Below are 24,232 nucleotides of genomic sequence, written 5' to 3' on the forward strand. Positions count from 1 at the left end.
CAGTAATTAACGGGACACTTTCAATACTCCAGCGACTAGTTATTACTTTGTATGTAATTAACAGCGTCACCTACTGTTGCAATTTTTTCTGCGTCATCATCAGAAATTTCCATATCGAATTCATCTTCTAATTCCATGACAAGCTCTACAACATCGAGGGAATCTGCTCCTAAATCTTCTTTAAAAGAAGCTTCTAAAGTCACTTTTGATTCTTCTACACCTAAACGGTCTACAATAATCTTCGTTACGCGCTCTAATGTATCTGCCATTACTTTCACCTCCCCTCAAGACATTATAAAGGATAACCTACTAAAGAAAAATACCCTTCATATAATTTTCCCAAAAACACTGGGAGAATTACATATACATTCCACCGTTCACATGGATTGTTTGACCAGTAATATATTTTGCTTCATCTGATGCAAGATAGGTAACAAGAGATGCAACATCTTCAGCTTCTCCAAATTTTCCTAGTGGAATTTTTTCTAACATAGAAGCTTTAACATCTTCAGGAAGTTGGTCTGTCATATCTGTTGTGATGAAACCTGGCGCCACTGCGTTTACAGTAATTCCACGAGGAGCAAGCTCTAACGCGGATGTTTTTGTTAGCCCGGTAACACCTGCTTTTGCTGCTACGTAATTAGCTTGTCCTGGGTTTCCACTTGCACCAACGATAGAAGAAATATTGATAATTCTTCCGGCCTTCTGTTTCATCATTTGTCTAGAAACAGCTTTTGTACAGATAAATACTCCTTTTAAATTCGTATTTATAACATCGTCCCATTCATTTTCTTTCATACGCATTAATAGATTATCACGAGTGATGCCGGCATTATTCACTAAAATATCTAGTTTTCCAAATGTTTTAACTGTTTCTTTTATCATCTCTTGTACTGCTTCTCCGTTAGAGATATCACATTGATATGTAATTGCTTCTCTACCTAATGATTTTATTTCATCGACAGTCTCATTCGCCTTCGCTTCACTACCTGCGTAATTAACGACCACACTCGCGCCTTGTTGAGCTAATGATAGTGCAATTTGTTTTCCAATTCCACGCGAAGCACCAGTTACTAGTGCTACTTTCCCTTCTAATCGCATTATTTTACCCCCTTTAATGTATCAATAACGGACTGACAGCTATCAGGATCTTGTACAGAATAAGTTTTAACATCTCGATTAATTTTTCTAATTAATCCAGATAATACTTTCCCAGGTCCTACTTCAATAAATGTATCTACACCTAATTCTATCATTTTTTCAACTGAGTCTTCCCATAATACTGGTGAATAAAGTTGTTTAACTAATGTATCTTCAATATCAGAAATTGGCTCAGCGGTAACATTAGCAATTACAGGTATTCGCGCTTCATTTATTTCTATCTCATGTAGAACAGATTGGAATTTTTCAGCTGCTGGCTTCATTAAACTAGAGTGAAAAGGACCGCTAACTTGTAATGGTAATACCCGTTTTGCTCCACTTTCCTTTGCTAATGCACCTGCTTTTTCGACACCTGCAACTGTTCCTGATATTACAATTTGCCCAGGACAATTCAAATTAGCTAATTGAACAGGAAAACCGTCTTTCGTTACACTTTCAGTAATATCAGCTAGTATATTTCTTTCTAAACCTAATACAGCTGCCATTGTGCCTTCACCGTTTGGAACCGCTTCTTCCATCAATTCTCCACGCTTAGATACAGCATAAACTGCATCACTAAAAGAAAGTGCACCACTTGCAACAAGGGCTGAATACTCTCCCAAGCTATGTCCTGCAGTATAGTCGGGCTCAATCCCTGCTTCTCGTAAAACTTGTGCTAAAGCTATACTAGCCGTCAAGAGCGCAGGCTGTGCGTAATATGTTTTCGTAAGTTTTTCTTGTGGACCATTAAACATTATGGATGATAAGTCGTAACCTAGACGCTTATCTGCCGTATTAAATACTTCTTGTGCTGTGCTATTGCTGTTAGCAATAGCTTGTCCCATTCCTACTGTTTGTGATCCTTGCCCTGGAAAGACAAATGCTATTTTCCCCATTATTATCGCCTCTTTTCTTTAAGCCTCTTCAACATTTACAGCATTGCTTATTGTACCGGATATATCACTTTTCACCATATCTCGAGTTTGACGAACAGCATGATAAATTGCATTAGCATTAGAAGAACCATGCGCTTTAATCACTGGAGCTTCTAACCCAAATAAACAAGCTCCACCGTACTCCGAATAATCGAGCATATCTTTTAATTTACGGAGATCTGGCAAGATAACTCCTGCCGCTAGTTTATTTTTTAAATTTTTTGTTAGTACATCCTTAAGCATGGTAAATACTGCGGAAGCAGTTCCTTCTATCGATTTCAATACGACATTACCAGTGAAACCATCCGTCACTACAACGTCCGCATGACCTTCTAATAATTCCCTTGCTTCTATATTGCCTACAAAATGAAACGTATCTTTATCTAGTGAACTTAATAGTTCAAATGTTTTTTTGGTAAGTTCATTACCTTTATTCTCTTCGGAACCAATATTTAAAAGAGCAATTCTTGGTTTGTTTACTTTTCTTACATTTTCCGCATAAATACTTCCCATGATTGCGTATTGAAGTAGATGCTCAGGTTTCGCATCAGCATTTGCACCTAAGTCAAGCATGACAAAGCCTTTCCCATCTAATGTAGGAAGGGTAGGTGCTAAAGCTGGACGATCGATTCCTTTAATTCTACCAACTACGAAAAGACCTGCTGCCATTAGAGCCCCAGTATTCCCTGCTGAAATACAAGCATCCGCCTCTCCATCTTTGACAGCTTGTGCCATGAGTACCATAGAAGCATTCTTTTTCTTTCTAACTGCACGGACCGGCTCATCCGTACCTTCAATTTTTTCAGTTGTATGTACGATGGAAATATTTTTATTATCTATTACAAATTCTTTTATTTGTGATTCATCACCGTATAATATGAATTCCGTATCCGGAAAGTCCTGTGCTGCTCGGTTAATCCCAAGAACTATCTCCTTAGGCGCATTATCTCCACCCATAGCGTCTATCGCTATTTTCATTACTCTTCACCTTCATTCATTTGACTAGAACGGTACATCTCGAACTCACCTTTAAATACTAGTTCTTTTCCAACATAGCTAAGCACTTCTACTACAGTGCGATCAGAATTAGGTGTTCGTTTCCGTACTTTTGCTTTTGCGACTACTCTTTCTCCCAATTTTACTGGTCGAGTATAGTGAATATTCACCTTTACAGTTAGTGCGAGATCATCATTAATAACAGCTACAGCTAAAGAGTTAGCCTGTGCAAATAAATGATGCCCCCGTGCTATTAAATTCCGTTTGAATACATGCTCTTTTTGAACATCAAATATCGAGATAGCAGACTCATCTAATTCAATATCAATAATTTCTCCAATAACTTCATCAATTGGAAGAGCTTTTACTTCATTAACTACATGCTTCTCTGCAACCGATTTTATTCTTTCTCTCAATTCTGGAATGGAAAGCTCCATTCTATCCAATCTGATTGTTTGTACACTTACTGAAAACTTCTCAGATAATTCTTCATCGGTAATAAAAGGGTTATCATCAATTGTCTGTCGGAGCAGTTTTTGCCGCTCCTTTTTCGAAGGTCTCATTTATTATCAACACCATTTCAAGATATTATGACTAGGTATTAACAGTAGTATATAAAAAAATAGAGGGATGCGCAACCAAAAGCATTTCCCTCTATTAATCTAATTTTTCCCCAGATAGAACTCCAGATTGCTGTAAATACTGACGTATATAGGTAAACTCATCACTTACCCAAAACTCTTCATTAGAAATTAAGGATGCTGCATCATTACGAGCAGTTTCTAAAGCTCGATAATCATGTACCATATCAGCTACTTTAAACTCTGGAAGACCGCTTTGTTTTCGTCCAAAGAAATCACCCGGGCCACGAAGTTCTAAGTCACGTTCACTTAATACGAAACCATCATTCGTTTCCGTCATGATCCGCATACGTTCTTTCCCTACTTCTGTCTTCGGATCGGCTAGTAAAATACAATAGGATTGTTCACTTCCTCTTCCAACCCTACCCCGTAGTTGGTGCAATTGAGATAAACCAAAGCGTTCTGCATCATAAATTACCATTACTGTTGCATTCGGTACATTTACTCCAACCTCAACAACCGTAGTCGATACTAATACTTGTATCTTATTTTCACTGAACGCTCTCATAACCTCATCTTTTTCTGTTGCGTGTAATTTCCCATGCATAAGCCCAACAGAATACGTTCCTGCATAATAATTTGAAAGAAGGTCATGTACATCAATCGCATTCTGAACATCTAATTTATCTGATTCCTCTATAAGCGGACATATCACATATGCTTGTCGCCCTTTTTTAAGTTCCTTATTTATGAAATCGAGAATACGATCAAGCATTTCATGTTTCACCCAATGTGTCTCAATTGCTTTTCTTCCAGCAGGCATTTCATTAATGATGGATACATCCATTTCACCAAATACAGTTATCGCTAAAGTCCTAGGAATTGGTGTAGCCGTCATAAATAAGACATCTGGAGCTTCGCCCTTTTCACGCAAGATTCTTCGTTGCTCAACTCCAAATCTATGTTGTTCATCTGTTATTACTAAGCCTAATTTCAAAAAGTTAACATCGTCTTGAATAAGAGCATGCGTTCCAATAATGATATCTATATCACCTGCCTCGAGTCGCTCGAGGATTTCTTTTCGTCTTTTTCCTTTGACCGATCCTGTTAGTAATGCAATTTCTACATCTGTACCAGCGAGGAGCTTACTTAAGGATTCTGCATGCTGTTCTGCAAGTATCTCTGTTGGGACCATTAACGCACCTTGATATCCTGCCGTTATACTAGCATATAAAGCGATAGTAGCAACAGCGGTTTTTCCCGATCCTACATCACCTTGTAACAATCTATTCATCTTGTAAGGTGATTTTAAATCCGCACAAATTTCATTTACTACTTTCTTCTGTGCATTTGTTAATTGAAAAGGTAACATAGAAATAAACTGTTTAACTTTTTGTAAATCATAATGTTGACCTATTCCCATGGATTGTTCACGTTGTACTTTTCGTAATACTTGCATTTTCAGTTGAAAATATAGAAATTCTTCATAAATAATCGTCCTTCTTGCTTGCTTCACTTCTTCAGCTGAATGAGGGAAATGCATAATACGAAGGGCATCTTTCTTACTAAGTAATTTATATTGTTCACGGATCTTTGTTGGTATCGATTCTGTTATATAATTCCCATATTCGTTAAAAGCAGAAGTAATATATCTTCTTAACGCTTTAACAGTTATCGATCCTTTTACAGAGTATACAGGTTCGAAATCTGAACCTACAGAAGAGCCAATTTTAATATCTTGCCCAGTTATTGTCTGTCGATGTTTATCCCACTTACCAGTAACAGTTATCGTATCTTGTGGCGAAAGCTTATTTTTTAAATAAGCTCGGTTAAAAAAAGTAACCTTTATTAAATGATTATCTACAAACATGTGAATCGTCAATCGATTCTTTTTTCTACCATAATACATAACAGCTGGTTCACTATGTACTGTTCCTTCAACCGTAATTTTTTCATTATGTGCTACCTCTGTGATATCACGTAATCGAACATCTTCGTACCGAAAAGGCAAATGGTGCAGGAGGTCATTCACGGTATGAATCCCCATTGCAGCTAATTGGTCAGCAGTCTCTTCACCAATTCCTTTTATAACAGAAGTAGGGTGATCAAGTGATTGATTCACAGTAATTCCACTAACTTCTTCACTCACCAAATTCACCTCTATCCTTTCATAACCAGAAATAGAAGGGGGTTACCCTTCTATTTGTGTGTGGTTATTCTACAGATATAATGAAGTTGTATAATGGTTGTTTTCCATTATGAATTTCCACTTCAACATCCTCAAAATTATCGCTTATATACTGTTCTACTTTATCAACTATTTCAGGAGCAGTATCTTCGCCATGGATAACCGTTATGATTTCAGAATCACTGTCAATCATCTTATTTAGAAGATTACATGTTGCTTGGAATAAGTCTTTATTTGTTTCAACGATTTTCCCGTCTTGTATTCCCATATAATCATCTTTTGTAATGGCAATCCCATCGATACTGGTATCTCTTACTGCATAAGTTACTTGTCCTGTTTTCACTTGAGATAATGCTTCTGACATCCCTTGCCCATTCTGTTCAATAGAAGCAGATGGATTGAATGCTAAAATAGCAGAAAGACCTTGTGGAACAGATGTAGAAGGTACAACTACAACATTCTCTGTGGCAATTTCAGCAGCTTGTTCTGCAGCCATAATAATATTCTTATTATTTGGTAACAAAATGATGTTGCTTGCATTGGCACTTTCGATTGCTTTCATGATATCTTCAGTGCTAGGATTCATCGTTTGGCCACCTTCAATTACGCTAGTGGCACCTACACTTTTAAATAAATCTGCAATCCCTTCACCCATTGAAACAGCAATAATTCCATATTCCTGCTTTTCCTGTGGAGAAGAATGTTTATGAGAATCTCCATCTATAATGGAGCTATGTTGTTCACGCATATTTTCAATTTTCATATTAATTAAGCTACCGTATTGTTGACCATATGATAAAACGTCACCAGGATGCTCCGTATGAATGTGTACTTTCACAACACTTTCATCGGCAATTACTAATAAAGAATCTCCATGTTCACTAAGGTCATTTCTAAAGTTTTCTTCCGTAAATGACTTTTTATCGTTATCGAATTTCACCATAAATTCAGTACAATAGCCAAATTCAATGTCTTCTGTGTTCATAAAACTTTGTACAGATTGATGATGTTGTGCATTGACAAGCTCATCTATTGAAGGAGCTATCTCTGTAACATCTGGTAACTCTTCGCCAGTTAACTCAGCTAAAAAGCCTTCATAAACACATACAAGTCCTTGTCCACCACTATCAACTACCCCAACTTCTTTTAAAACAGGTAATAAATCAGGAGTACGTTTTAAGGATGCTTTCGCTTCTTTTAGAGTCTCTGACATAATCTTAATGATATCAGATTCCGTTTTTGCTATCTCTACAGCCCTATTTGCTGCATCTTTCGCAACTGTTAAAATCGTACCTTCAACAGGTTTCATTACTGCTTTATATGCAGTTAATACACCTGCTTCTAATGCATGAGCAAATTCACTTCCTGAAAGTGATGGTTTCGCCTCAATATCTTTTGCAAAGCCACGAAATAATTGTGATAAAATAACACCAGAATTACCACGTGCCCCCATTAATAAACCTTTAGATAAGGCTGCTGCCACTTTTCCAATATGTTGTTGCTTATTTGCTTGCACTTCTTTTGAACCAGAAGTCATCGATAAATTCATATTTGTTCCTGTATCTCCGTCAGGCACCGGGAATACATTCAAGGCATCTACCATTTGCGCATTAGCAGACAAATTGTTAGCACCTTTCACGATCATCTCGGCGAACCTATTTCCATCTAATGATGTTATAGACACGTTAATTCCTCCTCCATTACGGATTCGTAACCCGAACCCCTTGAACATAAATATTTACAGTATCAGCTGAAATACCTATCGTTTGTTCAAGTGTATATTTTACTTTTGATTGCACATTATGAGCAACCTCTGAAATCTTTGTTCCATAGCTAACAATAATATACATGTCTATGTGTAACGCCTGTTCTTCCTGACGGATGATAATACCACGAGTGAAATTTTCCTTACGTAAGATTTCTGTTAAACCGTCTTTAATTTGCTTTTTAGAAGCCATGCCAACAATACCATAGCAATCGATTGCAGCTCCACCAGCAATTGTTGCTATAACATCATTAGATATATCAATATGACCGAACTTCGTTTTCATTTCAATGGACATGTATAATTCCTCCTTATTAGTCGAAATATCCTATGAAAAGTGTGAATTATATATTATCGCCTCACTACATAGATAAAGTTATTTTACTATAACGGAACAGTTTTTAAAAGTTTCTCCTGTATGATTATTTCTAGTTTGCTGATGATTGTCAAGCCTAAAACTGCGATTGATATTATATTGCATTCTAATAATATGTGTGATAAATTATTAAAGTATGTTTAATGACAGATTTTGAAGTGATGAACAATAATCTAGGTCTAACTTCATCTATGGGAGGGATTATTAATGCCAAAGCAATGTGTTATCACTGGGCGTAAGGCTTCAGCAGGAAATAGAAGATCACATGCTATGAATGCGAACAAACGTACATGGGGTGCGAATCTTCAAAAAGTACGTATTCTTGTTGACGGTAAACCGAAACGTGTTTGGGTATCTGCAAGAGCCCTTAAATCAGGTAAAGTCGAAAGAGTATAAAATAACTAGAAGTACGTTCCACTTACGGAAGTACTTCCATCTTCAAAAACAGAAGAAAGGCACCTTTTTGGTGCCTTTCTTCTTATTTTTCAACCTTTTTTAAATGTCCCCAACATCGCTCTAACTATTCCTCCCAAAAATCGAGGAAGTTTAATTGTATAAAATCTCATTAAAAATTCCCTCCTAGTCTAAAAAATACCGGCTTACACCCACTGATAATATATTCGTAGTAATCGGATAAGTACGCACCCTTAGATAAAAATGGGCCTATATGTTAATCTGTACTTCTTACCATCATTAATATGCCTTTTTCAAAGGAAAAAGTACCAGATTGTTGGATTAATTCATTACTAATACATAATGATGAACCAAATTCAACTGTCTTATCTGTGAGTGGATATTTAAAACCCTTTAATGTTAAGCCAATTATTTCAGAACTAAGCGGAATAAAAGACACATATTTCTTTTTCTCATCTTTAAAAATTTCATGCGTTTCAGGGAAATACACCGATAATGTATTTTGCTGATCCATTATATTTATTGGTATATGGGGATGCTGTTTTTGAAATTTCGATAACATAAATGCATTTGCCATAAAATGATCGAGTCTACCACCTGTTGCACCCCAAATAATTATTTTTTCCGGATCATGTTCCAATGCACAAAAGAGGGCCAACTCTAAATCTGTTTCATCCTTTTCCGGGTTGGCCTGTTTTATGTTAGGAACTTTTTCTTTAATCTCTTCCCATTCACGTTCATTTATTGAATCAAAATCACCTACAGCATATGTAGGTATTATCCCTTTCTCCAATAAATAATACACTCCACGGTCAACACCCATCCAAATAGTATTACTTACGTTTTTGTATGAGTCATATTCAGGAATGTATTGTTGTGGTCCACCAGCTACAATGTATATAGCTTTTATATTTTGACTCATTATTGTAACTCAGAGCGGATTTCTTCGATTGCTGCTTTACGATCTTCCTTTCCAAAAATAGCCGATCCTGCAACAAAAACATTTGCTCCTGCCTCCATACAAATTTTCGCATTGCCTGCATGTATTCCACCATCAAGTTCGATATCAACATTTAAACCTTTACGTTCGATCATTGATCTTACTTCTTTGATTTTTGACAATACTCCAGGAATAAACGATTGACCACCAAATCCAGGGTTCACTGTCATTAGCAATACCATATCTACATCTTCAATAATATTCTCAAGTATTGATGCAGGTGTTGCTGGGTTTAAAACAACTCCAGGCTTCACACCAAGCTTCCTTATTTCTTGAATTGTTCGATGAAGGTGTGGGCATGCCTCTACATGAACAGTAATTATATCTGCACCTGCATCAGCAAATGCTTGTAAATATTTATCAGGATTTTCAATCATTAAATGTACGTCTAAAGGTATATTAGTTACCTTCCTTACTGCTTCTACTACAAGTGGTCCCATAGTTATATTAGGAACAAAATGACCATCCATTACATCAATGTGAATATAATCCGCACCTGCAGATTCTACTGATCTTACTTCATCCCCTAATTTCGAGAAATCTGCTGCTAATATAGAAGGAGCAATTTTCATCATGTTAATATCTCACCTTTCTCTCCCGAATCTCCTGTAAAAATTGCAAATAGTTTTCATAACGGAAAGAAGCAATCACTTCGGCCTCAACAGCATCCTTCACAGCACACTTAGGCTCATTTAGATGTAGACAGCCACGAAATTTGCAATCTCGCCCTTTTTCCTCTATTTCAAGGAAATATGAAGATAATTCTTCCGCCTCGATATCCGTAAATTCTAATGAACTAAACCCAGGGGTATCTGCTACTAACCCCGAATCGACTCTCACTAATTCGACATGACGAGTAGTATGTTTCCCACGACCAAGATGCGTAGAAATCTCATTTGTCTTCATTTGTAAATCCGGTTGTAGTACATTAAGCAATGTGGATTTACCTACACCAGATTGGCCAGCAAATACACTCGTCTTATCAGCGAGGAAAGGACGAATATCCTCTATCCCTTCCTCCGTCTTCGCTGACAGTAAAAGTACTTCATAGCCAATAGACTGATACAAATGAATATATCGATTGATTTCCTCTCGCTCTTGACTATTAAGCAAGTCCGCTTTCGTAATACATATTATTGGAGAAACCATTCTTGATTCCACAATAACTAAAAACCGATCTAATAAAGCAGGATTAAAAGCTGGTTCAGTAGCAGAGAAAACTAAAATAGCTTGATCTATATTTACAATTGGCGGTCTAACAAGTTCATTTCTTCTCGTCTTCACTTCCATAATGTAACCTTCTTTTTCATTCTCCGCTTGGAAGATTACATAATCACCTACTAAGGGAGTAATGTTGTTTTTTCGAAAAACTCCTCTCCCTCTACATTGAAAGATTTTACCGTCCGATAACACATAATAAAATCCACTAAGCGCCTTAATAATTTTCCCTTCTGCCATGTCACCGATCCTTTCAATTATTCATTTGGATATTCTACTGTGCCAGTTTCATATTCTTCATCATCACGCATGATTTTATAAGTAGCTGTTTTACCATGTTCAACGGTAAAAACAAGTTCTTTTTCAATCGTGCTAGTGATTTCAAATTCTTCTACAGGTACTTTCATATCGTTATTCAAATCCTGAATGAAAATAATTACTTTTTGTGGTTGTGCTTCTTCTCCCTCTTCATTCAGTGGTTCATATTCAATCGTTACATTTTTTGTAACTGTTTTCGGTGATAAATCTTTTCCTTTTGAAATGACAACCGTAACTTTATCTCCTTTTGATAATTCTGTATTCGGAGCAGGACTTTGCGAAATAACTTCACCTTCTGGAACAGTTTCATGGTACTCTTCCTGTGACATATCAATCGATAGTCCAGATAACTCTATATAACTTTCAAGTCCTTTCGCATTATAACCTGTTAAATCTCTTAAAATTACTTTTTCTTTCCCTAGACTTACAGTAAATGTAAGAACGGTATCCTCCGGTACTACTGCTTCATCTGGACCAGGAGATTGCTCCAATATGGTTCCTTCTACTTCATCGGAATGTTTTCCATTTTCTCGAATATTTTTAAAACCTTTATCGTCTAATAACTGAGCAATTTCGTCAAATTGACGACCTGTATAATCTTCTAATGTGAATTTTTCTTTACCTATACTTAAATAAATATCAACTTTACTTCCCTTTTTAACTTCTTTACCTGCCCTAGGGCTCGTCCTAATGATTTCACCTTCAGGAACATCATCACTATTTGCTTCCACGACTTTTCCTACTTCTAAGCCAAGATCGACAAGATGAAGTACACCTTCATCATACTCTTCACCACTAATGTCTGGTATTTCGACATTTTTCGCACTTTGAATCGCCGGAAGAATATTAGTAAAGAAAACTACTGCTAATATTAATAATGCTGTTACACCACCGACAATCCATGGCCAAATCTTCTTTTTGCGTTTTTGAGGTTGTTCTTGAGCAACATTATTTTTCGGCTCACTTTTATGAGCAATTGTTTGTTCTTGTTCATTTTTTAAGTATTCCCCATTAATAACAGGAATCGCCTTTGTTGCATCATCATCTTCAGGAATTACAAACTTAGGCTCATGTAAACGATTAGCATCTAACGCTGTTTCTAAATCACTTTCCATTAACTCTGCACTTTCATAGCGAATAAATGGATCTTTTGCAGTAGCTTTTAATACAATATTTTCTACACTTTGTGGAATATCCGGATTCCACCTGCTAGGAAAAGGTGTCTCCGATTGCAAATGCTTAAGGGCAATCGAAACTGCTGATTCACCAGAGAATGGTAGCCTACCAGTTAAGAGCTCGAACATGACGATACCTAAGGAATAAATATCTGATTTCTTCGTAGCTAACCCACCACGTGCTTGTTCTGGAGACAAATAATGTACGGATCCTAATACAGAATTTGTTTGTGTAATCGATGTTGCACTAAGTGCCAAGGCAATTCCAAAATCAGTAATCATAACGTGACCGTTATGATCAATTAATATATTTTGCGGTTTTATATCACGATGAACAATTTGATTTTGGTGAGCATGAGTAATGGCGGATGTTAGTTGTTTCATTATATCGATTGTTTTTTCAAGAGGGATTGGATGAAATTGCTGTATGTATTGTTTTAATGTCATCCCATCGACATATTCCATTACAATATAATAGATGTCCTTTTCTTCCCCGATATCATATATACTAACAATGTTTTCATGTGCCAAACTTGTTGCATTTTGTGCTTCTCGCTGAAAACGGCGAATAAACTCATCTTCATTCGCAAAATCCATTCTTAATATTTTGATAGCAACATCGCGATCTAGAATTACATCTCGTGCTAAATAAACATTCGCCATTCCACCTCCGCCTATCATCCGGAGAACCTTGTAACGACCGCTTATTCTACTACCGATTATCATTGCTCACACCCGCTTTCTTTACAGGTTTCAATGATTGCAACGGATATATTATCTTCTCCACCGTTTTGATTAGCAAGGTTTATCATCGTTAATGCTTTTTTATCTATATCTTCATCTGATTGTAAAATGGATTCTAACTCTTGATTAGTTACTTTATTAGATAGGCCATCTGAACATAAAAGAAGTTTGTCTCCTTCTTCAAATGTTATCGTAATAATATCCATTTCAGTAACAGGTTCTGTCCCCACTGCTTTTAATAGCATATTCTTACGAGGATGTATCTCGGCATCTTCTGGTGAAATATGGCCAATTTTAATTAATTCATTTACTAGTGAATGATCCTCTGTTATTTGTTTAAAACCATCTTCATTCAGAATATAACATCTACTATCGCCAATATTAACGATCGTTGCAAATAGGTTAGTACATATAGCAGCAACTAAGGTAGTACCCATTCCGTCTAATTCTGAATTACTTTTTGAATGATTGTAAATATCCTTATTAATATCCGTTACTTTACTACGTAACCAATTCTCTGCTTCCTCTGGTGTTTGGATATTTTCAATTTCATTCCAATGTTTTTGAAGATTAGCTACGGCCATTTGACTAGCTACCTCTCCCGCATTATGTCCGCCCATACCATCAGCAACAACAGCTAAATAATATCCAGATCGGTGCAAAAACACGCCACCATCATCTTCATTGTGTCGACGAACTTTTCCGGTATCTGTTTTAAAAGTTGCCTTCATTTTTCTTTCCCCCTTACGTCCCTTTCTAAGAGCATTTCCCTAGAAAAATCTGCTCTAATTAACTATGGGAATAGATAATACTCTATTTATTGAGCATTACCAACACTTTAAGCTATTACATTGATTTTTTAAAACTTGCTATGAAAAATCCATCTCCTCCAAAATCTTGGGGGAATATTTGTAAAGCATTTGAACCTTCTTCAAGGAGGTATGTTAATGAATCAGGTAATTGTAATGGGTATTCCTTAAATTCTGGGTGATTTTGTAGAAAATCATTAATTGTCCCATAATTCTCTTCCTTATCTACTGTACACGTACTGTACACTAGAATTCCACCCTTTTTTAATGTCTTTGCTGCTTCATTCAAAATATTTTGTTGAATATTTTTCAGATTATCAATGTCTTCTGGTTTTTTCACATATTTAATGTCCGGCTTTTTCCTTAATACACCAAGACCTGAACAAGGTGCATCGACAAGAATTCGATCAAAAACCTCGTGTGAAAATTTTTCACTTACTTTTCTACTATCTAATACAGAAGCTTCAATATTCGATAAACCAAGTCGAGCTGCATTACTTTGTATTAATTTAACCTTATGAGAATGTATGTCTATAGCTTGTACTTTTCCTGTTCCATTTAGTAACTCGGCAATATGTCCGGTCTTCCCCCCTGGTGCTGCACAAGCATCAAGTATCGTCATATTTTCCTCTAGGTCAAGGGTATAGGCAACGATCATCGAACTTTCATCCTGAATACTTAAATACCCTTTCTCAAATGCAGTCGAGTTTGCGACATTTCCTCTTAGTATACGAATAGAGACAGGTAAGATCACGCTCGGTTCCACTTCAAACCCTTCATTTCTGAGCATGCTCAATACTTCGTCACGGGTAATTTTTGTTGTATTGACACGTGCAGTTTGAACAGGTGCTATTAAATTTTCTGCACACATTTCCTTTGTTAAGGCGAGTCCATATTGTTTCTCCCATCTTTGTACAAGCCATAAAGGATGGCTCATTTCGATAGATAACCTCTTCAAAGGATCTTTTATTTCCTCTAAAGAAGGAACTCCTTGTCTTTGAATTGCACGTAAAACACCATTAACTAGACTAGCAATCCCTTTATGTCCACGCTTTTTTGCAATCTCTACTGCTTCAAATAAAACAGCTCGATCAGGTATTTTATCAAGATAATGCATTTGATATAGGGAAAGTCTTAATAGATTCATTACCCATACTTCTAGCTTTTTCTTAATAAATGGCTGTAAAAAATAATCTAGTGTTAACTTTCGTTGCAATGTCCCATAAACAATTTCCGTTAATAAACCAACATCGGGACCTTTTATTTGATTTTTGTTAATCACTTGATTTAGCAGTAGATTACTATACGCTTGTTGTTTATCAATAGCTTCCAAAATTTCTAATGCCGATTCCCGAACATTTTTATTTTTTTTACTCATTTTCGATACCCAATCTATCACCTATTTGTATATTGGCGCCTGCTCCTTGTAAAAATTGTTCAGCAGACATTTGTTTTTTTCCAGCTGGTTGAATCACTATTAATTTTATTGCAACATCATTCCCAGTAGCTATCACAAATCCATCTTTTTCAATTCTTATAATTGAACCTGGGTTGAATTCACCTGACATTTTATACTTTTCGGCTTTCCAAACTTTCATCACTTTGTTCGCAAACGTTGTGTATGCTACAGGCCAAGGCGAAAGTCCACGAATTTTGTTGTAAATTTTTTCACCCGGGAGATTCCAATCTATTTTTTCTTGTTCTCGAGTAATATTCGATGCGAATGTTGCCTTCGTGTGATCTTGAGGAATTGCCTGAATTTCATTATTCAATAACTTAGGCAAGGTATTTGCTAATAAATCCGCTCCAGCTATACTTAACTTGTCATGCAAACTACCAACATCATCTTGTTCTTCGATTGCCACTTCTACCTGACTAATTATATCACCCGCATCTAATTTTTCTGCCATGTACATGATGGTTATCCCTGTTTTTTCTTTTCCTTCTAAAATGGCATAATGTATCGGAGCTCCACCTCTTAACTCAGGTAATAAGGAAGCATGTACATTTATACACCCTTGTTTCGGAGCATCCAATAAAACCTTTGGTAGAATTTGCCCATATGCAGCCGTAATAATAAGATCTGGTTGAAGTGATATAATTTCATCAACATTCTCTCGAAGCTTCTCTGGTTGAAGAACTGGTATGCCATGACGCTCAGCCTCCACTTTTACAGGTGGGGGTGTTAGAATTTTTTTACGGCCAACAGGACGATCTGGTTGGGTAACCACAGCAATAACATCATATCCGTCAGCAAGAATTTTTTGTAGAACAGGGACTGAAAAATCTGGTGTCCCCATAAACACTATTTTTGTCATTATACTTCACTACTTTCTAAATCTTCTTCATCGACATATTCAATGACTTTCGTCGTAAATAGAACTCCATCCAAATGATCCAACTCATGCTGAATTGCACGTGCTAAATAATCATTTGCCTTTAATTTAAATTCTTTTCCATTTCGATCTTGTGCTTTAATTTTTACAATTTGTGCTCTTGATACTGTTCCATATAAATTAGGGAAGCTTAAACAACCCTCTATATCAGTATTTTCACCTTTTGCCTTTATAATAGTTGGGTTGATTAGTTCAATTATTCCATTTTTATCTCCAACATCAATAACAGCAATTCGTTTTTTTATACCAATTTGTGGAGCAGCTAATCCAACACCATCCGCAGCAACCATTGTTTCATACATATCGTCTAATAAAATATGTAATTCATGATTGAACTCTGTAACAGGATCACAAACTACTTCTAATATGTCTGCCGGATGGGTTACGATGGAGAGAATAGCCATTCTTACGCCCTCTTTTCTTTACTTTACATCATCATATAAGGATTGACATCAATATGAATCATCAAACCTTCTTTTACAGTTTGTGGATAATAATGCTCAATAACCGTTTTTAATATATTTTTTAATTCTGGTTCCTTTTTGTATTTTATCAAACATTGATAACGATATCTATTATTCACACGTGACATTGGAGACGCTACGGGTCCTAATATGATAGCATTTCCGGATAATCTAGAACCAATATATTTTGTGATTTTCTCCGTAACTGACACTGCTTTCATTAAATCTTCATGACTTACAGTAATTAAAGACAAATAGTAAAACGGTGAATAGGAACCAATTTTTCTCATTATCATTTCTTGCTTATAGAATTGATCATAATTTTGTTTACCGGCAAGTTCTACACTGTAATGTTCAGGGGAATAAGTTTGAATAACGACTTCACCAGGTAATTCATGTCTACCAGCACGTCCACTTACTTGGGTGAGTAATTGAAATGTTTTTTCCCCAGCTCTGAAGTCCGGTAAATGCAACATCGTATCAGCACTTAATACACCTACAAGTGTAACATTCGGAAAGTCTAATCCTTTTGCAATCATTTGTGTTCCGAGTAATATGTCTGCATTCCCCGATTTAAAGTGGTCAAGTAATTGCTCATGAGCACCTTTCCTCGAGGTAGTGTCAACATCCATTCTCACAACCCTAGCATCAGGTAATATTTTATGTAATTCTTCCTCTACTTTTTGAGTACCTGTACCAAAATAACGAATATGTTCACTTGTACATTCAGGACAAATATTCGGAACACTCGTTACAAAACCACAATAGTGACATTTCATTTCATTTGAAAATTGATGGTATGTTAGGGATATGTCGCAATTAGGACATTGCATGACGAAGCCGCAATCGCGACACATCATAAACGATGAATGTCCTCTTCTATTAAGAAATAGAATTGTTTGCTGTTTTTTCTCTAATCTATCTTGTAGTTTTTCAAATAATTCTCGAGAAAACATAGATCTATTTCCATTACGCATTTCTTCTCTCATATCAACAATCGAAACAGAAGGAAGGTTTCTATCATTCATTCGTTTAGATAATGTTAATAGAGTATAGACACCTTTTTGTGCTCTAGCAAATGATTCGAGAGCAGGAGTAGCACTGCCCAAGATTACTGGACATTTGTGATATTTTGCTCGTTGAATTGCAACATCTCTTGCATGATACCTTGGCATTTCTTCTTGTTTATAGCTTGTTTCATGTTCCTCATCAATAATGATGATTCCTAAGTTTTCAAAAGGAGCGAAAACAGCTGACCTAGCTCCGACAACTACTTTCGCTTCCTTTCGTAGCACCTTTCGCCATTCATCATATTTCTCCCCAACGGAAAGACCACTATGTAATACAGCTACATCTTTCCCGAAACGACTCTTAAAACGGTCCACCATTTGAGGAGTTAAAGCTATCTCTGGTACAAGGACGATTGCCTCTTTTCCTTCTTCTAATACCTTTTGAATAGATTGTAAGTAAATTTCTGTTTTTCCACTACCAGTAACTCCGTATAATAAAAATGTTTCGTGGTTGTTTGACTCTATTGTATTTAATATTGGCTTAATTGCTTCTGTTTGTTGACTAGTAAGTGGCAACGGATCAGAGGGAATAAATGTTTTATGTTCAAATGGATCTCGATAGACTTCCTCATTACTTTCCGTAAACACACCTTTATTTACTAATGAAGTTAATGTTGCATAGGACACATTGGTATTTTTAATTAGCTCGGTTCCAATATATTTATCAGTAGGATGATTCATTACATAATCTAAAACGGTCTTTTGCTGCACGGCATTTGCCCGTAATGATTCCTTTAACTTCTCAATATCATGTATCTCCATTACTAAATGATATGTTTTCACTTTTTTCTTACTAGCTCGATTTTTTATTTGATAGATTACTTCTATATTTCCATTTTTTATTTCATTGTGTATGTCACGATGAATTCCTTGACGTTCTACATCGCTCCAATCAAGTTCTTCTTGATCCGCAAAGATTTCATCAAGTAATGGATGATGCTCCCTATTCAATCTAACAATTTTCTTTTCATATTTTGCTTTCATTGCCGCGGGTAACATCGCCTGATAGGTTAAGATTTTAAAAGAAAGTGTTTCATGAGCTAGCCAATATCCTAGTTCTAATAATTCTTTATTCAAAACAGGAGTAATATCAAGTGGTTCACTTATTTCCTTAAGCTTTCTAACACTGCTGTTCTGTTTTATCGCTATTACAAATCCTTGAATCGTTCGTGGACCAAAAGGAACCGCAACTCTCATTCCAGGTTCAATTATGCCCATCCACTTATCTGGGATAAGATAATCAAACTCCTTATCTGTACCGAGTGCTGGTACATCGACAATCACAGTTGCAATATTCATTTCTGCTTCTCATCCCCCATTTTCAGTACAATTTCCTGTAAAATTTCTCTGGCAGTATCTCTTTTACTTAATAATGGTAATTGCTTCTTTGTTTTATCTTTATGAAAAATCGTCACAATATTTGTATCGCTTTTAAAACCTGCACCTTGTGCTGTAATATCATTTGCAACTATCATATCAGCATTTTTCCGTTGTAATTTATCCATTGCGTAATGTTCAATGTTATTTGTTTCGGCTGCAAAACCAACTAGAAATTGCTGTTTTTTGCTAACACCCAATTCAGATAAAATGTCTTTTGTTCTTTCCAGCTCAATTACTAAATTACCTTCTTTTTTCTTCAACTTCTTTTCTGAAAAAGATATAGGGCGATAATCAGCAACTGCTGCACTTTTTATTACAATGTCGACATCAGGGAAAAAGCGCATTACTTCATTATACATTTCTTCTGCACTTTCAACTTTAACTAATGCTACACCAATAGGAGTTTCTAAACTGTCAGTACCAGAAATGAGAATAACTTCTGCTCCCATTTTAGCTGCTTCCTCCGCTAATGCATAACCCATTTTACCACTAGAATGATTTGTCATATATCGAACGGGATCAATTTTTTCTTTCGTTGGACCAGCAGTTATTAATATTCTCTTTTGAGTAAGTGGAGCAGGATCCATTGAAAAATGCGATTGAACTAGTTGAACAATTGTTTCTGGTTCTTCGAGTCTCCCTTTTCCAACATAGCCGCAAGCTAAATAACCCTCTCCAGGCTCAATAAAACGATACCCATATTCTGCCAACGTTTTCATGTTTTGTTGTACTGCAGAATTACTGTACATATGTACATTCATTGCTGGAGCAATCCAAATCGGTGCAGTTGTAGCTAGTAATGTGGTCGTAAGCATATCATCCGCAATACCATTGGCAAGTTTTCCAATAGTATTTGCTGTTGCTGGCGCCACTAAAACTAAATCCGGCCAATCTGCAACATCTATATGAGCGATTACTTTCGGATTATTTTCTATAAATGTATCAGTATAAACTTCATTTCTTGATAGTGCCTGAAATGTTAATGGAGAAATGAATTTTGTTGCAGATAACGTCATTATTACCTTTACTTCATATCCGGCCTGAGTTAACTTACTTGTTAATGCTGCAGCCTTATAAGCTGCAATCCCACCTGAAACGCAGAGTAAAATTTTTCTCGTTTTCATCGAAAAAGCTCCTATCTCTATATGTAAAGTAGTTTATATTTTTATTATTTCTTATTATTATGAACGATTTAGAAATGAAAAGACAACCCATGCGTATGGGTTGTCATAAGAAAGTTAACTATTCACTTATTTCATCTGATTCTTTTATTTTTAAAACTCCGGCATATATTTCTTCTAATGCTTTTCCAACATATTTATGGGACTGATATTTTTCTAATATCGGATTTTTATCATCTTGGAATTGACGAGCTCTACGTGAAGAAACTGTCACAAGGGAATATTTAGAGTCAATAACATTCAGTAACTTATCTATAGAAGGATACAACATAATTATTTAACCTCCAACAATTTAATATACTTAGATACACATCTTTCACTACGATGGTGTTCAGCCAATACGATTGCATTTATTCGATCGACAGCCAGTTCAACATCATCATTTTCAACAATATAGTCATACATACTCATTAATTCAATTTCTTTCCTAGCAGCTTCCATTCGATTGCTAATCAGATCTTCCGATTCAGTACCTCTGCCAACAATACGATTTTGTAATTCACCTAAGCTAGGAGGCATGAGAAAAATAAATAAACCATCTGGAAATTTCTCTCGGACTTGTTTAGCACCTTGTACTTCGATTTCTAAAAATACATCTTTCCCAGCATTTAATGTTTCCTGGACGTAGTCTACAGGTGTACCATAATAATTTCCTACATATTCTGCATATTCCAGTAATTTATCATCTTTAATTAACTGTTCGAATTCTTCACGAGTTTTAAAGAAATAATCCACTCCATCTTTTTCACCTTCACGTGGCTTCCTAGTTGTTATGGATATTGAATATTCAAATTTAGCATCTGGTCTTGAAAATACAGCTTGTCTTACAGTTCCCTTACCGACCCCTGACGGACCTGAAAGAACAATCAGCAATCCTTTTTCATTCATTGTACTAATTTCCTACCCTTCATCATTGTCATCCTTCCCAAATAAGCGCTGAGCAACTGTCTCTGGTTGTACAGCAGATAGAATAACATGTTCGCTATCCATAATGATAACTGCTCTAGTTCTCCTACCATATGTGGCATCAATTAATGTTGCTCGATCGCGAGCATCTTGAATAATTCGCTTGATTGGGGCCGATTCTGGCCTGACAATCGAAATAATTCGATTAGCTGATACGATATTTCCAAACCCAATGTTTAAGAGCTTAATCGGCATACTGCTCCTCCAGTCATCTATCGGTAATTTTTTCAATAAGTATACATATATGTATATATTTTATCTTGAAATTTTTAATGTATGTAGATTATACCATAACGAAAAGGTAATAGAGATATAATCATCTATTACCTTTTGCATTATAACATATTTTACTGTTTTTTTCTTAAAATAAATGATCCAGCTAATAAAAATGTTGGTAAAGCACTCATTCCAACAATGAGTAACCAGTCATTAAGAGCAATTGGCAGTGTATGGAAGACCGGTTGTAAGAATGGAACATAAATAACTGCTACCATTAATGCTGCAGAGGATATAACTGCCCAAACAAGATATTTATTTCCGAATGGATTTCGAGAGAATACAGATATTTCACTTCTACAATCAAATACATGAATAAGTTGTGCTAGAACGAGCGTTGCAAATGCGATTGTTTGTGCGTATTCTAAATTGTTCGGATCCTTATAGTAAACTACCATGAAAGCAATTAACGTTGAAATCCCAATTAGAAAACCTCTCGAAACAATCTTCCATCCAAGTCCTCGTGCAAAGACACCTTCTTTAATATGCCTTGGCTTGCGTCTCATCACATTTTCTTCTGGTTGGTCAAGACCTAACGCCATTGCTGGAAGTCCGTCTGTAACAAGGTTCACCCACAATATTTGGATTGGAACTAACGGTAAAGGTAGAGATAGGAGCATCGCAAAGAGCATGACAAGTATTTCACCTACATTAGAAGCTAATAGGTAACGAATAAACTTACGGATGTTCTCGTAAATATTACGTCCTTCTTTAATAGCTGCCTTTATCGTAGCAAAATTATCATCTAATAACACAAGTGAGGATGCCTCTTTAGCAACATCTGTACCAGTGATACCCATAGCAATACCAATATCAGCAGTTTTAATTGCTGGCGCATCGTTAATTCCATCACCAGTCATTGCAACAACATGTCCTCTATTTTGTAAGGCTTTTACAATTTTTAATTTATGCTCAGGTGTAACCCTTGCAAATACAGATATGTTTTCTACTTCGTTTTCAAGCTCTTCAACTGTTAACTCATTCAGTCTTTGACCATCCATTACTTGCTCACGATTATCCAGAATTCCTAATTGCTCAGCAATTGCACATGCAGTTGCTTTATGGTCACCAGTAATCATCACCGTTTTAATACCAGCTATTTTACATTCCTCAACTGCAGCTTTAACCTCTGGACGAGGAGGATCAATCATCCCTTGTAAACCAATAAAAGTTAAATCTTTTTCTACGTCACTTTCTTTTTCTGGCAGAACACCAGAATGTATTGGTTTCATTGCGATAGCAATCGTCCTCAATGCTTGTGCAGCTAGATCATTTACTGCATTCATTACACTTGTATTTAAGTCCTTATTCATTAATCTTTGTTTGCCATCCCACAAGATAGATTCACATTTTTCCACTAGCACATCTGGGGCACCTTTTGTGATTGCAAATCTTTTACCATTTGCATCCTTTACAATAACAGACATCATTTTTCTAGTAGAATCAAATGGATATTCTTTTTCTATTTCAAATTGCTCTAACAATGTATTTCGTTGTATTCCTGCTTTTAATGCTGCAAAAAGCAAAGCACCTTCAGTCGGATCACCATCAATCGAATAGCTATCTCCTTTAAATACTAGTTCCGTATGGTTGCACAATACACCGAATGTTAATAGCTGTTGAACTGATTTTTCTTCGTTTGGATCAACTGGTAATTCCCTATCGAAAAAGAGTTTCCCATCCGGATCTTCTTCTGCTTTTACAAACCAAGTTTTTCCTCCACTCCACAAATGTGTTACAGTCATTTTGTTTTGAGTCATCGTACCTGTTTTATCTGAACAAATAACAGATGCACAACCAAGGGTTTCAACTGCCGGGAGTTTTCGGACAATTGCGTTCTTCTTAATCATTCGTTGGACTCCAAGTGATAGAGCAACAGTCACAATTGCAGGTAATCCTTCAGGAATTGCAGCTACTGCTAGTGAAACACCTGCTAAAAACATGGTATAAGCATCATGACCATGTATAATACCAACGACAACGACAAGGAGTGTTAATAATAAGGCAACTGTTATTAATATTTTGCCTAATTGCTGTAACCTTCTTTGTAAAGGAGTAATCATTGCGGTAGCAGATTGAATCATATCTGCAATTTTCCCCATCGCAGTACTCATTCCGATACCAGTTACAATTCCAACTCCATTACCTCTTGTAACCATCGTACCCATGAAACCCATATTGTTCATATCACCGAGGTTTGGCGATTTCTCATGTATGATATTTGTATTTTTAACAGCGGGTATAGATTCTCCTGTTAAGGCAGACTCTTCAATTTCCAAATTATTGACCTGTATTAGTCTTATATCCGCACCTAGTCTGTCCCCACTAGAAAATTTAATAACATCACCCGGAACTACTTCTCGTGAATTTATTTTAATCCAAGTTCCATTGCGCAACACATTTACTTGAGGTGCAGATAAATTTTTCAATGCATCTAGTGATTTTTCTGCTTTTCGTTCTTGTATAAACCCTAAAATTCCATTTATTAAAACTATCGCCATAATAGCAATGGCATCAATGTATTCTCCTAGAAGTCCAGAAATTAACGTTGCACCAAGTAGAACTAGAACCATAAAGTCTTTAAATTGACTGAAAAATAATAGTATAGCTGATTGCTTTTCTCCTTCCGATAATTCATTCCAGCCAAATTTATTCCTCCGAAGTTCTACTTCTTTTGTTGTTAAACCTTGTTCGATACTTGTATTTAAAGATTTTTCTACTTCTTTTTCCTTCATTCCATGATAAAGCACGCGGCCATCACTCGCTTTCCGTCTCCTGATAGAAGTTGTCCTATATAGTAGGATACTTATTCAGTGACAGACGAAATCATGATATAATTT

General features: G+C 36.1%; 24 protein-coding genes. 1 reads left to right on the top strand and 23 read right to left on the bottom strand.

The features are described 5' to 3' along the window. Positions 1 to 35 precede the first annotated feature (35 nt). The 8 genes from ACFPM4_RS03395 to ACFPM4_RS03430 all read right to left on the bottom strand — a co-directional run bounded on the left by ACFPM4_RS03395 (position 36) and on the right by ACFPM4_RS03430 (position 7,903). Positions 36 to 269: an acyl carrier protein gene (locus tag ACFPM4_RS03395; RefSeq protein WP_144920185.1), complete on the bottom strand. Its 234-nt coding sequence runs from the start codon at positions 267 to 269 to the stop codon at positions 36 to 38. An 88-nt stretch (positions 270 to 357) separates the two neighbouring features. Next, the gene (fabG, locus tag ACFPM4_RS03400; RefSeq protein ID WP_382347712.1) at positions 358 to 1,101 is read right to left on the bottom strand and encodes a 3-oxoacyl-[acyl-carrier-protein] reductase; all 744 of its coding nucleotides are present in this window, start codon (positions 1,099 to 1,101) and stop codon (positions 358 to 360) included. After that, positions 1,101 to 2,036, bottom strand: a complete 936-nt coding sequence (fabD, locus tag ACFPM4_RS03405; RefSeq protein WP_382347715.1) for an ACP S-malonyltransferase — start codon at positions 2,034 to 2,036, stop codon at positions 1,101 to 1,103. The genes fabG and fabD overlap by 1 nt, the downstream gene beginning before the upstream one ends. Before the next feature lie 18 nt (positions 2,037 to 2,054). Further along, positions 2,055 to 3,053 (bottom strand): phosphate acyltransferase PlsX, encoded by a 999-nt coding sequence (plsX, locus tag ACFPM4_RS03410; protein ID WP_144920191.1) that lies wholly within the window; start codon positions 3,051 to 3,053, stop codon positions 2,055 to 2,057. Further along, complete coding sequence (gene fapR, locus ACFPM4_RS03415; RefSeq protein WP_144920193.1) at positions 3,053 to 3,634, bottom strand: transcription factor FapR; 582 nt, start codon at positions 3,632 to 3,634, stop codon at positions 3,053 to 3,055. The genes plsX and fapR overlap by 1 nt, the downstream gene beginning before the upstream one ends. A 94-nt stretch (positions 3,635 to 3,728) precedes the next feature. Then, a complete protein-coding gene (recG, locus tag ACFPM4_RS03420) occupies positions 3,729 to 5,774 on the bottom strand; it encodes an ATP-dependent DNA helicase RecG (RefSeq protein ID WP_382348167.1) in 2,046 nt (681 codons plus the stop codon). 91 nt (positions 5,775 to 5,865) lie between these two features. After that, on the bottom strand, positions 5,866 to 7,524 hold the full coding sequence (locus ACFPM4_RS03425; protein WP_144920195.1) for a DAK2 domain-containing protein: 1,659 nt from the start codon (positions 7,522 to 7,524) through the stop codon (positions 5,866 to 5,868). A 16-nt stretch (positions 7,525 to 7,540) separates the two neighbouring features. Then, complete coding sequence (locus ACFPM4_RS03430; RefSeq protein WP_144920197.1) at positions 7,541 to 7,903, bottom strand: Asp23/Gls24 family envelope stress response protein; 363 nt, start codon at positions 7,901 to 7,903, stop codon at positions 7,541 to 7,543. 285 nt (positions 7,904 to 8,188) lie between these two features. Here ACFPM4_RS03430 and rpmB point away from each other — a divergent pair, with 285 nt between their 5' ends. Beyond that, a complete protein-coding gene (rpmB, locus tag ACFPM4_RS03435; protein ID WP_144920199.1) occupies positions 8,189 to 8,377 on the top strand; it encodes a 50S ribosomal protein L28 in 189 nt (62 codons plus the stop codon). Positions 8,378 to 8,466: 89 nt separating this feature from the next. Here the strand turns inward: rpmB and spoVM are convergent, their stop codons facing one another. The 15 genes from spoVM to ACFPM4_RS03510 form a co-directional block, all read right to left on the bottom strand. Beyond that, positions 8,467 to 8,547, bottom strand: a complete 81-nt coding sequence (gene spoVM / locus ACFPM4_RS03440) for a stage V sporulation protein SpoVM (RefSeq protein WP_144920313.1) — start codon at positions 8,545 to 8,547, stop codon at positions 8,467 to 8,469. A gap of 104 nt (positions 8,548 to 8,651) precedes the next feature. Then, the gene (locus ACFPM4_RS03445; RefSeq protein ID WP_144920201.1) at positions 8,652 to 9,317 is read right to left on the bottom strand and encodes a thiamine diphosphokinase; all 666 of its coding nucleotides are present in this window, start codon (positions 9,315 to 9,317) and stop codon (positions 8,652 to 8,654) included. After that, positions 9,317 to 9,970 carry a ribulose-phosphate 3-epimerase gene (rpe, locus tag ACFPM4_RS03450; protein WP_144920203.1) on the bottom strand — a complete coding sequence of 218 codons (654 nt, stop codon included), beginning with the start codon at positions 9,968 to 9,970 and terminating at the stop codon, positions 9,317 to 9,319. Before rpe ends, ACFPM4_RS03445 begins: the two co-directional genes overlap by 1 nt. A gap of 1 nt (position 9,971) precedes the next feature. Then, positions 9,972 to 10,853: a ribosome small subunit-dependent GTPase A gene (gene rsgA / locus ACFPM4_RS03455; RefSeq protein ID WP_144920205.1), complete on the bottom strand. Its 882-nt coding sequence runs from the start codon at positions 10,851 to 10,853 to the stop codon at positions 9,972 to 9,974. Between the two features lie 17 nt (positions 10,854 to 10,870). Then, positions 10,871 to 12,832: a Stk1 family PASTA domain-containing Ser/Thr kinase gene (pknB, locus tag ACFPM4_RS03460; RefSeq protein WP_144920207.1), complete on the bottom strand. Its 1,962-nt coding sequence runs from the start codon at positions 12,830 to 12,832 to the stop codon at positions 10,871 to 10,873. Next, positions 12,829 to 13,581: a Stp1/IreP family PP2C-type Ser/Thr phosphatase gene (locus ACFPM4_RS03465; RefSeq protein WP_382347725.1), complete on the bottom strand. Its 753-nt coding sequence runs from the start codon at positions 13,579 to 13,581 to the stop codon at positions 12,829 to 12,831. The genes pknB and ACFPM4_RS03465 overlap by 4 nt, the downstream gene beginning before the upstream one ends. Positions 13,582 to 13,696: 115 nt before the next feature. Then, positions 13,697 to 15,037 (bottom strand): 16S rRNA (cytosine(967)-C(5))-methyltransferase RsmB, encoded by a 1,341-nt coding sequence (gene rsmB / locus ACFPM4_RS03470; protein ID WP_382347728.1) that lies wholly within the window; start codon positions 15,035 to 15,037, stop codon positions 13,697 to 13,699. Further along, complete coding sequence (gene fmt / locus ACFPM4_RS03475; RefSeq protein ID WP_382347731.1) at positions 15,030 to 15,977, bottom strand: methionyl-tRNA formyltransferase; 948 nt, start codon at positions 15,975 to 15,977, stop codon at positions 15,030 to 15,032. Before fmt ends, rsmB begins: the two co-directional genes overlap by 8 nt. Then, entirely contained in the window at positions 15,977 to 16,459 is a 483-nt protein-coding gene (gene def, locus ACFPM4_RS03480) for a peptide deformylase (RefSeq protein WP_382347734.1), read from the bottom strand. The genes fmt and def overlap by 1 nt, the downstream gene beginning before the upstream one ends. Before the next feature lie 23 nt (positions 16,460 to 16,482). Continuing rightward, positions 16,483 to 18,888, bottom strand: coding sequence for a primosomal protein N' (gene priA / locus ACFPM4_RS03485; protein WP_382347737.1), 2,406 nt, complete (start codon positions 18,886 to 18,888; stop codon positions 16,483 to 16,485). Beyond that, a complete protein-coding gene (coaBC, locus tag ACFPM4_RS03490) occupies positions 18,885 to 20,093 on the bottom strand; it encodes a bifunctional phosphopantothenoylcysteine decarboxylase/phosphopantothenate--cysteine ligase CoaBC (protein ID WP_382347740.1) in 1,209 nt (402 codons plus the stop codon). The genes priA and coaBC overlap by 4 nt, the downstream gene beginning before the upstream one ends. Before the next feature lie 118 nt (positions 20,094 to 20,211). Next, entirely contained in the window at positions 20,212 to 20,421 is a 210-nt protein-coding gene (gene rpoZ / locus ACFPM4_RS03495) for a DNA-directed RNA polymerase subunit omega (RefSeq protein WP_144920221.1), read from the bottom strand. A 2-nt stretch (positions 20,422 to 20,423) separates the two neighbouring features. Beyond that, entirely contained in the window at positions 20,424 to 21,038 is a 615-nt protein-coding gene (gene gmk, locus ACFPM4_RS03500) for a guanylate kinase (protein ID WP_382347744.1), read from the bottom strand. A gap of 12 nt (positions 21,039 to 21,050) precedes the next feature. Then, complete coding sequence (remA, locus tag ACFPM4_RS03505) at positions 21,051 to 21,311, bottom strand: extracellular matrix/biofilm regulator RemA (protein ID WP_144920225.1); 261 nt, start codon at positions 21,309 to 21,311, stop codon at positions 21,051 to 21,053. A gap of 152 nt (positions 21,312 to 21,463) precedes the next feature. Continuing rightward, positions 21,464 to 24,127, bottom strand: a complete 2,664-nt coding sequence (locus tag ACFPM4_RS03510) for a cation-translocating P-type ATPase (RefSeq protein WP_382347748.1) — start codon at positions 24,125 to 24,127, stop codon at positions 21,464 to 21,466. Positions 24,128 to 24,232: the final 105 nt, after the last annotated feature.

The organism is Lederbergia graminis (genome assembly GCF_042655485.1).
Classification (GTDB): Bacteria; Bacillota; Bacilli; order Bacillales; family Bacillaceae_C; genus Lederbergia; species Lederbergia graminis.

Bases quoted from the DNA above. Each gene is read 5' to 3' on its own strand.
- ACFPM4_RS03445 (WP_144920201.1), bottom strand. From the start codon at position 9,317: ATGAGTCAAAATATAAAAGCTATATACATTGTAGCTGGTGGACCACAA.
- fapR (WP_144920193.1), bottom strand. From the start codon at position 3,634: ATGAGACCTTCGAAAAAGGAGCGGCAAAAACTGCTCCGACAGACAATT.
- coaBC (WP_382347740.1), bottom strand. From the start codon at position 20,093: ATGAAAACGAGAAAAATTTTACTCTGCGTTTCAGGTGGGATTGCAGCT.
- ACFPM4_RS03465 (WP_382347725.1), bottom strand. From the start codon at position 13,581: ATGAAGGCAACTTTTAAAACAGATACCGGAAAAGTTCGTCGACACAAT.
- rsmB (WP_382347728.1), bottom strand. From the start codon at position 15,037: ATGAGTAAAAAAAATAAAAATGTTCGGGAATCGGCATTAGAAATTTTG.
- ACFPM4_RS03395 (WP_144920185.1), bottom strand. From the start codon at position 269: ATGGCAGATACATTAGAGCGCGTAACGAAGATTATTGTAGACCGTTTA.
- fabG (WP_382347712.1), bottom strand. From the start codon at position 1,101: ATGCGATTAGAAGGGAAAGTAGCACTAGTAACTGGTGCTTCGCGTGGA.
- def (WP_382347734.1), bottom strand. From the start codon at position 16,459: ATGGCTATTCTCTCCATCGTAACCCATCCGGCAGACATATTAGAAGTA.
- ACFPM4_RS03430 (WP_144920197.1), bottom strand. From the start codon at position 7,903: ATGTCCATTGAAATGAAAACGAAGTTCGGTCATATTGATATATCTAAT.
- priA (WP_382347737.1), bottom strand. From the start codon at position 18,888: ATGAATATTGCAACTGTGATTGTCGATGTACCAGCACTCGGTACAGAT.
- gmk (WP_382347744.1), bottom strand. From the start codon at position 21,038: ATGAATGAAAAAGGATTGCTGATTGTTCTTTCAGGTCCGTCAGGGGTC.
- fmt (WP_382347731.1), bottom strand. From the start codon at position 15,977: ATGACAAAAATAGTGTTTATGGGGACACCAGATTTTTCAGTCCCTGTT.
- rpoZ (WP_144920221.1), bottom strand. From the start codon at position 20,421: ATGTTGTATCCTTCTATAGATAAGTTACTGAATGTTATTGACTCTAAA.
- pknB (WP_144920207.1), bottom strand. From the start codon at position 12,832: ATGATAATCGGTAGTAGAATAAGCGGTCGTTACAAGGTTCTCCGGATG.
- remA (WP_144920225.1), bottom strand. From the start codon at position 21,311: ATGCCGATTAAGCTCTTAAACATTGGGTTTGGAAATATCGTATCAGCT.
- rpe (WP_144920203.1), bottom strand. From the start codon at position 9,970: ATGATGAAAATTGCTCCTTCTATATTAGCAGCAGATTTCTCGAAATTA.
- plsX (WP_144920191.1), bottom strand. From the start codon at position 3,053: ATGAAAATAGCGATAGACGCTATGGGTGGAGATAATGCGCCTAAGGAG.
- rsgA (WP_144920205.1), bottom strand. From the start codon at position 10,853: ATGGCAGAAGGGAAAATTATTAAGGCGCTTAGTGGATTTTATTATGTG.
- spoVM (WP_144920313.1), bottom strand. From the start codon at position 8,547: ATGAGATTTTATACAATTAAACTTCCTCGATTTTTGGGAGGAATAGTT.
- fabD (WP_382347715.1), bottom strand. From the start codon at position 2,036: ATGGGGAAAATAGCATTTGTCTTTCCAGGGCAAGGATCACAAACAGTA.
- rpmB (WP_144920199.1), top strand. From the start codon at position 8,189: ATGCCAAAGCAATGTGTTATCACTGGGCGTAAGGCTTCAGCAGGAAAT.
- ACFPM4_RS03510 (WP_382347748.1), bottom strand. From the start codon at position 24,127: ATGAAGGAAAAAGAAGTAGAAAAATCTTTAAATACAAGTATCGAACAA.